Genomic DNA, 13,365 nt, shown 5'->3' with positions numbered 1-13,365 from the left:
CGAGCCGAGCCTCCCCCTTGCCCCGAATCAGCGCCACCACCAGCCTGAACACGGATCGATCAAGGAGGTCGGCGGCCGGCGTGCCGCCACCGCCGGCCGGATCCGGTCGGCCGGCGACACCAGCTTCCTGGCGCTCGGCGGCGGGCCGCTCGCCCGCACCCCGCCGGCACGCCGCGCTACGGGCGAGGTCGTGCTCGATCCTGGATCGGGTGGCCTGCTTGCCGCTCCAGGACCACTCGATCCCGCAACGAACACGATCTTCGTGCACGCGGGTTCGCGCGGCGGCTCGGGACCGCGGACGCACCGCAGCGGTTATCGCTCCGGCCGTCGCGGCGACTGGCATACGCTCGGGCCATGCGCCGCCTGGCCCGACTCGCCGCCCGGACGCCGGCCACCCGGGAGCGCTACCTCGACCTGCTCCGGGCGCTGGCCGTCATGCTGGTCGTCCTCGGCCACTGGGCGATCGCGGCCGTCTACTACGACGAGCAGGGCCGGCCCGACGGCCACTCGGCGCTGACCGCGATCTCCTGGGCCTACCCGTTGACCTGGGCCGTTCAGGTCATGCCCGTGTTCTTCCTGGTCGGCGGGTACGCCAACGCCGCCTCGCTGGCCGCGCACCGCGGCCGTGGCGGTGATCCGGTCGGCTGGCTGCTCGGCCGCAGCGCCCGGCTGCTGCGACCCACCACCGCGCTGGTGCTGGTGCTCGCCGGCGGCGCGCTGGTCGCCCGGCTGGCCGGTGCCGAACCGGATCAGGTCCGCCCGATCGTCTGGTTCGCCACCATTCCGTTGTGGTTCCTCGCCGCCTACCTCGCGGTGGTGCCGCTGACCCCGCCGATGTACGCGCTGCACCGACGCTTCGGACTGCTGGTGCCGCTGGTCCTGGTGCTGCTGGTGGCCGCGGGGGACCTGGGCCGGACGCTCGGCCCGGCCTGGTTGGCGCTGCCGGGCTACCTGTTCGGTTGGTTGGCCGTCCACCAGCTCGGCTTCGCCTGGTACGACGCCCGCCAGGGGAACTGCCACCCGGGCGGTGGCCTCGGGCTCCGGACCCGGTGCCTGCCGATGTCGCCGGGAACGGCGTGGGCGATGCTCGCCGGCGGTCTCGCTTTGGCGGTGCTGCTGACCGGCCCCGGCCCGTACCCGGTGAGCATGATCAACCTGCCCGGCCAGCGGCTGGCCAACGCCGCGCCGCCCAGCGTGGCGCTGCTGGCCGTGGCCACCGCCCAGCTCGGGCTGATCCTGCTGTTGCGCCAGCGGGCCGAACGCTGGCTGCACGGCAGCCGGCCGTGGCAGGCGGTGATCGCCGTCAACTCGGTCGTGCTGACCGTGTTCCTGTGGCATCTCAGCGCGGCGGTGCTGCTGATCGGCGCGCTGCACGGGCTCGGCGCGCTGCCCACCCCGGCCGCCGGCTCCGCGGCCTGGTGGGCGTGGCGGCTGCCCTGGGTGCTGATGCTGACGGTGGTGCTGGCGATCCTGGTCGCGATCTTCGGCCCGATCGAGGCCCGCACCGGTCGCTCCACGGCGCGGCGGCCACCGGAACCGGGCCCGGCCGGCAAGACCACCCGGCCGCGGGACGACACCGGACCGCGGGGAGGCGGACGGCCGGGCAACCGGTGGGCGATCGGTCGCGGCGTGCTCAGCGTCGCCGGTTTCGCCGCCGTGGTGTACGCCCTGGCGGCCAACGGCGCCACCGCGAAGACCGCACCCGAGCCGCTCGGGCTGCCCGTCGCCGCACTGGTGGCGTACCTGGCCGGCGCGGGCGCCCTGCGCCTGCTCAGGTCTGGGTGGGGAAGCCGAGGTTGACCCCGCCGTGGCGCGGGTCGAGCCACCGGCTGGTGACCACCTTGCCCCGGGTGAAGAACGCGACGCCGTCGGCGCCGTGCGCGTGCAGGTCACCGAAGAGGGACGACTTCCAGCCGCCGAAAGAGTAGTACGCCATCGGCACCGGGATCGGGACGTTGATGCCGACCATGCCGACCTCCACCTCGTGCTGGTAGCGCCGGGCGGCGCCACCGTCGTTGGTGAAGATCGCGGTGCCGTTGCCGTACGGGCTGGCGTTGACCAACGCCACCGCCTCGTCGTACGAGCCGACCCGCAGCACCGACAGCACCGGGCCGAAGATCTCGTCCGTGTAGATCGACATGTCCGGGGTGACGTGGTCGAACAGGGTCGGGCCGAGCCAGAAGCCCGCCGGATCGCCGTCGGGCCGGACGCCCCGCCCGTCCACCACCGGGACCGCGCCGGCCAGCACGCCGGCCGCCACGTAGGAACGGACCTTCGCCGCGTGTCCGGCGGTCACCAGCGGGCCCATGTCGCAGCCGCGCCGGCCGTCGCCGGTGCGCAACCCGGCCAGCCGCCGCGCGATCCGCGCCACCAACTCGTCGGCGACCGGCTCCACGGCGACCAGCGCCGAGATCGCCATGCACCGCTCCCCCGCCGAACCGAACCCGGCGTTGACCGCCGCGTCGGCGGCCAGGTCCAGGTCGGCGTCGGGCAGCACCACCATGTGGTTCTTCGCACCGCCGAGCGCCTGCACCCGCTTGCCCGCCGCGGTGCCGCGCTGGTAGACGTGCCGGGCGACCGGGGTGGAACCGACGAACGACACCGCCCGGACCGTTGGGTGGTCCAGCAACGCGTCGACCGCCTCGGCGTCGCCGTTGACCACGTTCAGCACCCCGTCGGGCAGGCCGGCCTCGACGAACAGCTCGGCCAGCAGCAGCGCCGCGCTCGGGTCCTTCTCGCTCGGCTTGAGCACCACGGCGTTGCCGGCGGCCACGGCCACCGGGACGAACCACAGCGGCACCATCACCGGGAAGTTGAACGGGCTGATCACCGCGACCACGCCGAGCGGCTGCCGCAGGCTGTACGAGTCGACCTCGGTGGAGACGTTCTCGCTGAAGCCGCCGCGCAACGCCGACGGGATGCCGCAGGCGTACTCGATCACCTCCAGCCCGCGCTGCACCTCGCCGGCGGCGTCGGCGAGCACCTTGCCGTGTTCGGCGGTGATCAGCTCGGCCAGCCGGTCGCGGCGGGCACGGACCAGTTCGCGGAAGGCGAACAGCACCCCGGTCCGCTTCGCCAGCGACGCGTCCCGCCAGGTGCGGGCCGCGCGCTCGGCGGCCTCGACCGCGGTCGCGACGTCCGCGGCGCAGGCCAGCTCCACCTCGGCGGTACGCCGGCCGGTCGCCGGGTCGAAGACGTCCCCGCGCCGGGTCGAGGTGCCGCTTGTGTGCTTGCCGTCGATGAAGTGCCCGAGGAGGTTCACGCCCGACCACCCACGCACGAACGGATCGCCTCGACCAGGATGGCCAGGCCCTCGCGGGCCTCCTCCTCGGTCAGCGTCAACGGCGGCCCCATCCGCACCACGTTGCCGTACAGCCCGCCCTTGCCGGTCAGCAGTCCGCCCTCCCGGCACGCCTCGAACACCTGCGCGGCCAGCGTCGGGTCCGGCTCGCCGCTGCCGGGGCGCACGAACTCGACACCGAGCATCAGGCCCTTGCCGCGTACCTCACCGACCTGTTCGAGGCCGGCGACCGCGTCGCGCAGGCCGTCACCGAGGATCGCGCCAACCCGGGCGGCGTTCGCCTGCAGGTCGTGTTCGAGCAGGTAGTCCAGGACCGCGTTGCCGGCGGCGGTGGAGACGGGGTTGCCGCCGAAGGTGGAGAAGCTGATCGCCGGGACCGACTCCAGCACCTCCGACCGACCGACCACCCCGGCCAACGCGAACCCGTTGCCGATGCCCTTGGCGAAGGTGAGCAGATCCGGGGTCACGCCGTGCGCCTGGTAGCCCCAGAAGTGCTCGCCGGTACGCCCCCAGCCGGTCTGGACCTCGTCGGAGATGAGCAGAATGCCGTGCTCGTCGAGGACCTTCTGCCAGCCGGCGAACAGCCCGTCGGGGCCGTGCACGAAGCCGCCGACCCCCTGGATCGGCTCGGCGATCAGGCAGGCCACATCCCCGCTGGTCTGCGTGGCGAGGACCTCGCGCAGGTCCTCCACCGCCGCGTCGACCCGCTCGGCCTCGGGCAGCCGGGCCAGCAGGCCGCGCAGCCGCTCTCCCGAGTGCAGCCAGGCGACCTGTAGCGGGTTCAGTGCCGTCGGCGACCAGTTGCGGTTGCCGGTCACCCCCATGGTCGCGTACGTCCGGCCGTGATAGCTGTTGCGCACCGCGAGGATCTGGTGCGAGCGGCGGTAGTTGGTGGCGGCCAGCAGCGCCGCCTCGTTGGCCTCGGTGCCGGAGTTGGTGAAGAAGACCCGGGCGTCGGGGATGCCGGACAGCCGCGCCACCTTCTCGGCCAGCTCGACCTGCTGGCGGATCAGGTAGAGCGTCGAGGTGTGCACGATCCCGGTGGCCAACTGCCGCTGCACCGCCTCCCGGACCTCGGCGATGTCGTAGCCGAGCGAGTTGGTCAGCACCCCGCCGAAGAAGTCCAGGTAGGAGCGGCCCCGCGCGTCGGTGACCCGGCGGCCCTCGCCGCTGACGAGTTCGATCGGCTCGGCGTAGTAGAGCGTCATCCAGGACGGGAGCACGGCCCGGTGCCGGGCCAGCAGGTCGTCGGCGGTCATCGTCGCCCCTTCGGTTCGCGTTACCGAACGCTTTCACCACCTTCACTGCCGGGACAAGTGCCAGACTGTCCGGCGATGCCCCGGGAACGTTGACAACACGTCAACGCTTTCCGTCGCTGTCTCGCGGCATCACCACGCTTCCGGTGATCGAACGAGTAGCTGAGTAGCGTTTTCCGCGCTCATACCGGGGAAGGTGCAGCGCCGCGGCGACCAGACCGAAGCCCACCCAGCCGACGACGAGCGATACCGCGACCGAGGCGTCCTGGCCCAGGCGGACCCCGACCAGGAACCCGAGCAGCGCCAGGCTGTTCCGGGCGAAGTGCCGGCAGAAGGCCGGCAGGTCCCGCCGCACCTCGACCGCGACCAGCACCCCGGCGTACGGGAAGGTCACCACCAGCCCGCGCAGCACCTGGCCGAGCAAGCCGGTCAGCACCGCACCGGCGAGGATCAGCAGCAGCCGGGCCACCGCCGGAACCCGCGCACCGTGTCCCGCCGGCCGCCGCCCGCCGCCTCCGGTCGCCGCGTGGCGCACCGCTGCAGCGGTCGTCACCGCCGGATCGCGGAGCGGGTCGGCGGGCAGCGTGTTGGCCTCGCGGGCCGGGTCGGCGGCACCGACCGGCGGGTCGCGGGGTGGGTCGGCCGGGTCCGCCGGTGGGTCGGGTCCTGGCAGGCGGCGGAGCGCCAGCATGGCGAGCAGCCAGAGGGCGACCGTGGCGGCCACCGTCGGCCCGAACGGCAGCGCGACCGGACCCAGCGCCGCCGCGAGCGCGACGTAGCCGGCGACACCCGTCAGGTCGGCCAACAGTATCGGCCAACGGAACCGGTGATGCGTCAGCGCCACGACGCCGAAGAACAGGTTGAGCCCGACCACCCCGACGAGTTGCGTGCCGTCGACGGGGCGGCCGGTGGCCAGCAGCGCGACCGTCATCGGCAGCGGCAACGCGGCCACGAGAGCCCGCCACCGGACCGGCCGGATCAGGCTCACCGCCCAGACCACCGCGGTCACCAGCAGTACGCCCTGGGCGGTCACCCCTTCGTCAGGTGTCGAAGGTGGCCCGGCTCAGGCACGCCTGAAACGTCTCGTCGGCCCGGGCGAGGTCGACGGCGTTGACCGAGAACCGGTGCTCGTTGATCTCGCCGTGCGCGCTCATGCCGGCCGTCCAGCACGCGGTGCCGTCCCAGCGGATCAGGTTGACGTGCAGGTCGGCCGGGACCGCGACGGTCGACAGCAGACCCACCCGCACGCCCGCCCGGCGCTGCGTCGCCACCAGTTCCGCCAACTCGTCGGAGAACTCGGTGTAGGTGAAGACCCGGGTGATCTGCACGCCCCGGGCCAGCGCGGCGAGGTTCTCCGACCAGTACCGCCGGCCGATGTCACCGCTCCACCAGGCCAACCGGGGCAGCACGTTGGTGAGCGCCTCCAGTTGCCGTAGGCAGTCCCGGGTGGCGCCGAGCATGTCCTGGTAGTCCTCGCCGGGTCGGAGGATGCGTCCCTGACGAAGCTGCCCGAGGTCGGCGTGGAACCGCTCGAACCGACGCCGGGTCTCCTCAGCGACCCGGGTGCCCGGATGGCGGTCGACCGCCTCGGTCGCGGCGGTGGCGAGTTCCGGGACCGCCCGCACCAGCCAGTGCGGGCCGGCCAGCAGCGCCCGCAGTTGGAACCGACGCTCGGCCCGGGCCATGGAGTCCACCAGCAACGAGATGGTGATGCCCATCAGACCGGCCAGCAACGACTCCACGCCGGTGGCGGCGCCGGTCAGGTCGAGCGTCACGGAGAGCGAGATCGACAGGGCGACACCGATCAGTGCGATCGGGTCGGTGTATGCCATCAGCCGTGCGATGCCGACCGCGTGCGTACGCGGGCGGCGCAGCAGTTGGACCATCCACCACCTCCGGGCAGCGACTCCCGTCAGCGTAGAACCTCCCGACCACCAGCCCGGGCCTCCGGCGCCCGCCGTGGTCATGAAGCTGTCACCAGGAGAATCGGACAGAGGGTGGCAACAACGTCATGATCGACACAGGCCGGCCGGGGCACCGGGTTCAGGCGGGGGCGGTGGCGCGGACGGCCTCGGCGAAGACCTCCGAGCGGTGCTCGAAGTTGCGGAACCGGCCGTAGCTCGGCGCGGCCGGCGACAGCAGCACCACACCGCCGGCCGGGGTGACCCGCCGGGCCAGCTGCACCGCCTCGGTGAGGTCCTCGACCAGCTCGGTACGCACCTTCGGCAGCCCGTCGAGCGCCCCGAGGATCCGGGGGCCGCTGTCCGGAATGCCGATCACGGTCAGCTCCCGCTCGGCCAGGTGGTCGCGCAGCGGGGCGTAGTCGACACCCCGGTCGTTGCCGCCGACGATCACGGTCAACGGCCGCCCCTCGTACGCGTCGATGGCGTGGATGGCCGCGTACGGGCTGGTTGCCAGGGTGTCGTCGACGAAGGTCAGCCCCGACGGGTCGGCGATCTCGGTCAGCCGGTGGGCCAGACCCTGGAACTCGGCGACCGCCACGGCCAGGGTGTCCTTGCGGTCGACCAGATCCACGCCGAGCGCGGCCAGCACCGCCAGGGCCACGCAGAGGTTGCCCTCGTTGTGCCGGCCCACCAGGGGCAGCACCGCCCGGGGGAAGAGCGGCTGGTCGACCAGGTGGAACCAGGGCGTACCGTCCGGGCCGGCGGCGACGCTCACCGAGTCGGCCGTGCCGGCGCGCACCGCAGCCCGATCGCCCAGCTCGAACGCCAGCCGCGGGTCCGCACCGTTGACCACCACCGTGCGGGGGCCGTACGCGAGCAGGTTGAGCTTGTCCCGGTAGTACTCCCGCTCGCCGCCGTGCGCGTCGAGGTGCTCGGGGAAGAGCGCGGTGACCACCGCCACCCGCGGCGAGTCGGTCAGGTCGCTGCACTGGTAGCTGGACAGCTCCAACACGTACAGCTCCGCCTCCGGCAGGTCCAGGGTCGGCACGCCGATGTTGCCGCCGAAGACGTTCGGCCGGTCCACCGCCGTCAACAGGTGACTGATCAGGCTCGACGTGGTGCTCTTGCCCTTGCTGCCGGTCACCGCGATGGTGCGCTCGCCGTGGTCGGCCATCCACAGCGAGGTGCCCTGGGTGACGGTCACGCCCCGGCGACGCAGCTCCACCAGCCACGGATGGGTCTGCGGCACCCCCGGCGAGCGAACCACCACGTCGGCGGCGGCCAGCCGGGCGAAGCCCTCCTCACCGGTGATCAGCGGGGCGGCCTCCGCCAGCGGCCCGTCCCAGGGCAGCGAGAGGAAGTTGGCGCTGTCGTCGACGGCGACCAGGTCGGCCGGGCCGTGGGCGGCGATCGCGGTCACCGCAGCCCGTCCCTCCCGGCCGGCTCCCCAGACGGCGACTTTACGTCCGCGCAGGTCAGACAGGCGCACGGGCTCTCCTCGGATGCGGCGGCGGCATGGTCACGGGCAGGGTCCGGCAGAGCCGGGCACGGCCGGACGAACCAGGGCCTAGTATGGCGTGTGCCCAACACGCAGCTCCGGCGGATGGACGCCTTCACCTTCCCGTCCTACTCGATCGACCTCGCCACCGGGGAGGCGTTGTTCGACTACGCCCTGACCGGGCCGGACGGCGAGCAGCGGTTCACCGAGGTGATCACATTCGCGGTGCCGGCGGAGTCCCCGTCGGACGCCGCGGTGGCGGCGCTGGGCCGGGTGCTGGAGCTGCTGCACGTCGTGGCCGGGGTCAGCTACTACAAGACCGTCGCGCCCGGGCAGCTGCTGCTGCCGGCTCCGCTCGGCCCGGCCGCCGTCGAGTTCGTCACGGCCGTCTACACCGAGGGCCTCGCCGAGTACGCGTACCGCAACCGGCTGCCGTACGTGCTGGAGCTGACCCCGCGGGTGCCGGCCGGCCGGGTCGAGCCCGCGGCCGAGTACGACAACTCCGACCGGCGCCCGCTGTCGGCGGTCGGCGGCGGCAAGGACTCGATCGTCAGCCTGGAGGCGCTGCGCCGGGCGGGTCTCGACCCGGTGCCCTTCTCGGTCAACCCGAACCATGTGATCACGGCGGTGAACGAGGCCTCGGGGCTCGCCCCGCTCGCGGCCCGGCGCCGCATCGACCCGGTGCTGTTCGACCTGAACGCGGCCGGCGCCCGCAACGGGCACATCCCGGTCACCGCGATCAACTCGCTGATCGCCGTCGCCACGGCCGTGCTGCACGGGCTGGGTCCGGTGGTGATGTCCAACGAGCGCTCGGCGTCGGACCCCAACCTGATCTGGAACGGTCACGAGATCAACCACCAGTGGTCCAAGGGCGTGGTGGCCGAGGGGCTGCTACGGGCGGCCCTGACGGAGCACGCCGGGTTGGCCGAGCCGTACTTCTCCCTGTTGCGCCCGCTGTCGGAGCTGCACATCGCCCGGTTGTTCGCCGGCATCGACCGCTACGACGACGTGGTGACCAGTTGCAACGCGGCGTTCAAGCTCCGGGACGCCAGCGAGCGGTGGTGCCGCGACTGCCCCAAGTGCCGTTTCGTCTTCCTCGCTCTGGCGCCGTTCATGTCCCGCGAGCGGATCACCCACATCTTCGGCGGGGACCTGCTCGCCGACGAGGCGCAGATCCCCGGTTACCGCGAGCTACTGGGCGTGGACGGGCACAAGCCGTTCGAGTGTGTCGGCGAGGTGGAGGAGTCGGTGGTGGCGCTGAGCCTGCTCGCCGAGCAGCCCGACTGGCGGCACGCCCCCGTCGTCCGCGCACTCGTGGCCGCCGTCCCGGAAACCGCCTGGTCCACCGCCGCCACCTCCGACACCTTCACCCCTCCACCGCCCCCCACCACATCCCCCCACCTACACCAAAACCCTCCAAACCCTCACCCCCTAACCCCCGCCCCCTTTCCGCCGATCATGCAGTTGTGGCAGTTGTTTCGCCCCGTCTGCGCCTTTTGTCAGGTGCCACAACTGCATGATCGCGGCCGGGTGGGGGTGGGTGGGGGTTAGGGGTGCGGATGGCGTCTAGGGCCAGGAGGGCGACGTGGAGGGAGAGGCAGGCGTCGACGGAGTCGAGGTCGACGTCGAGGATCCGGCCGATGCGGGCCAGCCGCTCGTAGAACGCCGGCCGGGACAGGTGCGCCGCGGCAGCCGCCGCCGACTTGTTCCGGCCCTGTTCCAGGTACGCCCGCAGGGTGCCGAGCAGTTGCTCCCGGTGGTGCTGCGCGTCGTGTGCCAGCAACGCGCCGAGCTGCCGTTCCACGAAGGTCTGCACCCGGGGCTCGTCGCGCAGCAGATGTAGCAGACCGGCGAGCCCGACGTGCGGCAACCGGAAGACCGGCAGGTCTCGCCGATCCCGGCGGGCCGCGTCGGCGACCTGCCGGGCCTCGATCAGCGAGCGGCGCGCCTCCCGCAGGCTGCCCACCCCGGATCCCGCGGCGATGAGCAGGCCACCGCCGGGACGCGGCCGAGCCGTGTTCGCCCGAACCGCACCGTCGGGCCGGACCACACCCTCCGACCGGACCACACCGTCGGACCGGGCGGCACCATCGGACCGGGCGGCACCGTCGGACCGGGCCTGCGCCTCGGAACGGGCCCGCGGATCGGGGCGGGTGTGCAGGTCGGGGCGGGCCCGGCGCAGCGCGGCGGCGAAGGCGGACAGCGCCCGCCCCTCCCCGCCGGATCGGGCAGGGCGAGCAGGGCGCCAACCGCCTGGTCGTCCACGGCGCTGGTCAGCCCGGTCAGGTGCGCCTCGCGCAACGCCTGGCCGACGGCCTCGGCGAGGTCCCGCAGCCGGGCCGGGCCGGCGTCCGGAGCCGCCTCGAGTGCCTCACCGGTGGGTCCCGCCTCCGCGAGCAGACCGCCCTCCGCCGCCGTGTCGTCGGCGCGGTAACGGACCACCACCCCGACGAGGTGCCGACGTTCCAGCACCACCCCGAGAGCCCGGGCCCGCAGCGCCACCTCATCCACCGGGCGGGAGTGGTCGAGCAGGGCGGTGAGCAGGGTCCGGTGGATCTGCCGCTCCAGTCCCTCGGCGTCGCGTCGGATCAGCCGGCCCAGGGCCAGCGTGGACGCCGCCCGCTCGACCAGGATGGTCAGCCGCGTGGGCGGCGCCGCGACGGCCGGTACGCCGGTGCCGGTCGGGTCGGGCGCCCCGGGGCGGCCAGTTCACCCCGCCCGGCCAGCGCAGCAGCAGCCGGCCCCAGTCCTGCCCCCGGGCACCGACCATGGTGACCAGCCAGCCGCTGTCCCCGTCGTACGCGGTGCGGCCGGCGGGCCGGATGCGCCGCGAGTGCTGCTCCCATCCGTCCAGCAGCAGCTCGGCGCTCTCCCCCGCCGGGTCGTACGCGAGCACCTGCCGGGACAGGTTCTCCAGCACCACCGGACAGCCGGACAGCTCGGCGGCCTGCCGCAGGACCTCCCCCGGGTCGGCACCCTCCACCGACAGCTCGGTGAACCGCTGGTGGATCTCCTCGGTGGCGCGCAGCTCGGTGAGCTGGGCGTCCACGATCAGCGCATGCACCGCCTCGGTGATCCGGACGAACGGGGTGGCCCGGCGCAGTTCCACCAGCGGCAGGCCGTGGCGTTCGGCGGCGGCGACCATCACCCGGGGTACCTCGCTGGGGTAGCGGCGGCCCAGTTCCACCACGAGCCCGGAGACACCGACGCCCGCCAACTCGCCGATGAAGGCCCGCAGCCCGGCGTCGTCGCCGGGCAGCCCGATGCCCGTGGTGAGCACCAGCTCGCCGCCGCCGAGCAGGGTCGCGATGTCGGGCACCTCCGCGACGTGCACCCAGCGCACCGGGCGGTCCAACCCGGCCTCCCCGGCGACCAGGCGCGGGGCGCCGTGGCGGACCGGGTCCAGCGCGAGGACCTCACGGACGGTAGGGAACACGGGCGACACGGTACCCGCAGCTCACCGCGCACCTCGACCGTCCGGCCCGGCGGAGAGCCGCCAGACGGCCCGGCCCGGCGGAGAGCAGCCCGGCCGGCGGCGACGGGGGCGGAGGGCCTCGACGGCGTCCGGACTAACAGGGGTCGTCGCGGCCCAGTTCCCAACAGGCCACGGCGGTGGCGGCGGCGACGTTCAGCGAGTCGACGCGGCGGCGCATCGGGATCACCACCCGTACGTCGCTGGCCGCCATCGCCGCCCCGGTCAGCCCCGCGCCCTCGGCGCCGAGCAGCAGCGCGGCACGGGCTCGGTGGGCCGGTGCCAGCCGCTGGATCGGCACCGCGTCGGGGGCCGGGGTCATGGCCAGCACGGTGAACCCGGCGGCCCGCACCTCGGCCAGCGCCGCCGGCCACGGCTCCAGCTTTGCGTACGGCACGGCGAAGACCTCGCCCATGCTGACCCGTACGCTGCGCCGGTAGAGCGGGTCTGCGCAGGTGGGCGAGAGCAGCACGGCATCCACGCCGAGTCCCGCCACCGCCCGGAAGATGGCACCCAGGTTCGTGTGGTTGTTGACGTCTTCGAGGATCACCACCCGTCCGGCAGTGGCCAGCACCTCGGCGGGGGTCGGCAGCGGCTTGCGCCGGAACGAGGCGAGCACACCCCGATGCACGTGGAAGCCGGTGGCCGACCGCAGCACGTCCTGCGTCGCGGCGTAGACCGGGGCGTCGCCGGTGTCGAGGTCGGCGAGCTGGTCGACCCGCTTGGCGTCGACCAGGTACGACCGGGCCGGGTAGCCGGCCCGCAGCGCCCGGCGCAGCACCAGCTCACCCTCGGCGATGAACAGGCCGTGCGGCGGCTCCCAGCGGGTCCGCAACTCGACGTCGGTCAGCGCGCGGTAGTCGGCGATCCGCTCGTCGTCGGGCTCGGTGATCAGGTGGACGGGCACCCGCCGATTCTGCCGGACCCACCTCAGCCCATCATCACGGGCAGGATCCCACCCCGCGCGACGATCCGGTCGGGTGGAACGTGTCCGGTGAGCCAGACGCCTAACAGCCGGTGGCCGTGAGGCCGAGCCAGGCGGCGAGGTTCTCGATCTCGGCGCGGACGGCGGCGGCCATGGCACCGGTGAAGGGGACGTCCTCGTGCACGGCGTTGACGATCAGGGTGCCGGCCTTGCGGTCGGCGGTGTCGTCCAGCTTGCCGACCAGCCGATCCCCGTGCAGGACCGGCAGGGCGAAATAGCCCCAGCGGCGCTTCTCCCGAGGCTTGTACATCTCAAGGAGGTACTCGAAGTCGAACAGCTGCTCGGCGCGTACCCGGTCGTGGATCAGCCGGTCGAAGGGGGACAGCAGCGCGGTGCGCCCCTCGAACGGCAGGCCGACGTACGCCGGATGGACCCGCCAGGTGCCGGGCGTGCCCTCGACGACCGCCTCCTCACCGGCGTCGCCGACGAATGGCGACTCACCCGGGGTCAGGGTGCCGCCGGAGCGGGCGATGCCGAGCGCCGCGAGCCGACGCTCGTTGCGCACCCGGATCGCGACGTCGAGGGCGAGTTCGGGCTGCTCGGCGCCGTAGACCCGCTCGGGTAGGTGCCAGTAGCGCTGCCGCCCCCTACGGCCTGAGATCGCCACGGGCCATCAATTCGAGCATCTTGGTGACGTTGCGGTTGTTGGTCCAGCCCGTCGACGGCCAGGGCACCACGCTCGTGTCGGGGATGTCCCGGGAGAGCAGCGGTCCCCGCTCCGCCAGCAGCGCCAGGATGTCGCGGCGGAACGACTCGTTCTCCTCGATCCAGGCCCGGCTGGACGGGTGGGTCTCGGCCCGGGCCTCGGCGAGCACGGCGGGCAGGTCGCACGGCGGCCGGATGTGGGCCACGGTCTCCACCAGCGTCCGGTCGGGCGCGGGGCGTCGAGCAGTTGGGCGTGGATCGCGATCCGGCGGGCCTCGTCCCTCGTCAGGTGGTGAGCGACCAT

9 protein-coding genes and 2 pseudogenes are annotated in these 13,365 nt (G+C 73.4%); 2 read left to right on the top strand and 9 right to left on the bottom strand.

Going from position 1 to position 13,365, the window contains the following annotated elements:
* The first annotated feature begins 354 nt into the window (after positions 1-354).
* Complete coding sequence (locus tag KIF24_RS09030) at positions 355-1,800, top strand: acyltransferase family protein (protein ID WP_221083634.1); 1,446 nt, start codon at positions 355-357, stop codon at positions 1,798-1,800.
* On the opposite strand, the gene KIF24_RS09025 is transcribed toward KIF24_RS09030, so the two are convergent.
* The 5 genes from KIF24_RS09025 to murD form a co-directional block, all read right to left on the bottom strand.
* Positions 1,772-3,262 carry a CoA-acylating methylmalonate-semialdehyde dehydrogenase gene (locus KIF24_RS09025; RefSeq protein WP_221083633.1) on the bottom strand — a complete coding sequence of 497 codons (1,491 nt, stop codon included), beginning with the start codon at positions 3,260-3,262 and terminating at the stop codon, positions 1,772-1,774. The two genes, KIF24_RS09030 and KIF24_RS09025, sit on opposite strands and share 29 nt — an antisense overlap.
* Positions 3,259-4,560, bottom strand: coding sequence for an aspartate aminotransferase family protein (locus KIF24_RS09020; RefSeq protein ID WP_221083632.1), 1,302 nt, complete (start codon positions 4,558-4,560; stop codon positions 3,259-3,261). Before KIF24_RS09020 ends, KIF24_RS09025 begins: the two co-directional genes overlap by 4 nt.
* A 100-nt stretch (positions 4,561-4,660) precedes the next feature.
* On the bottom strand, positions 4,661-5,590 hold the full coding sequence (locus KIF24_RS09015) for a hypothetical protein (RefSeq protein WP_221083631.1): 930 nt from the start codon (positions 5,588-5,590) through the stop codon (positions 4,661-4,663).
* A gap of 7 nt (positions 5,591-5,597) precedes the next feature.
* Entirely contained in the window at positions 5,598-6,443 is an 846-nt protein-coding gene (locus KIF24_RS09010) for a hypothetical protein (protein WP_221083630.1), read from the bottom strand.
* 157 nt (positions 6,444-6,600) lie between these two features.
* Complete coding sequence (murD, locus tag KIF24_RS09005; protein ID WP_221083629.1) at positions 6,601-7,950, bottom strand: UDP-N-acetylmuramoyl-L-alanine--D-glutamate ligase; 1,350 nt, start codon at positions 7,948-7,950, stop codon at positions 6,601-6,603.
* 90 nt (positions 7,951-8,040) lie between these two features.
* On the opposite strand from murD, the pseudogene KIF24_RS09000 reads away from it, so the two are divergent.
* A pseudogene (locus tag KIF24_RS09000) lies at positions 8,041-9,394 on the top strand (hypothetical protein).
* A gap of 21 nt (positions 9,395-9,415) precedes the next feature.
* Here KIF24_RS09000 and KIF24_RS08995 read toward each other — a convergent pair.
* The 4 genes and pseudogenes from KIF24_RS08995 to KIF24_RS08980 form a co-directional block, all read right to left on the bottom strand.
* Positions 9,416-11,395 (bottom strand): annotated as a pseudogene (locus tag KIF24_RS08995) (PucR family transcriptional regulator).
* A gap of 133 nt (positions 11,396-11,528) precedes the next feature.
* A complete protein-coding gene (locus KIF24_RS08990) occupies positions 11,529-12,365 on the bottom strand; it encodes a TrmH family RNA methyltransferase (RefSeq protein ID WP_221087257.1) in 837 nt (278 codons plus the stop codon).
* 73 nt (positions 12,366-12,438) lie between these two features.
* Entirely contained in the window at positions 12,439-13,023 is a 585-nt protein-coding gene (locus KIF24_RS08985) for a DNA glycosylase AlkZ-like family protein (RefSeq protein WP_221083628.1), read from the bottom strand.
* Complete coding sequence (locus tag KIF24_RS08980) at positions 13,004-13,276, bottom strand: hypothetical protein (protein ID WP_221083627.1); 273 nt, start codon at positions 13,274-13,276, stop codon at positions 13,004-13,006. Before KIF24_RS08980 ends, KIF24_RS08985 begins: the two co-directional genes overlap by 20 nt.
* Between the last annotated feature and the right edge of the window lie 89 nt (positions 13,277-13,365).

The organism is Micromonospora tarapacensis, from assembly GCF_019697375.1.
Taxonomy (GTDB): Bacteria; Actinomycetota; Actinomycetes; order Mycobacteriales; family Micromonosporaceae; genus Micromonospora; species Micromonospora tarapacensis.
Note: the sequence above shows the minus strand (reverse complement) of the source record. Positions and strands in the feature narration are given on the sequence as shown.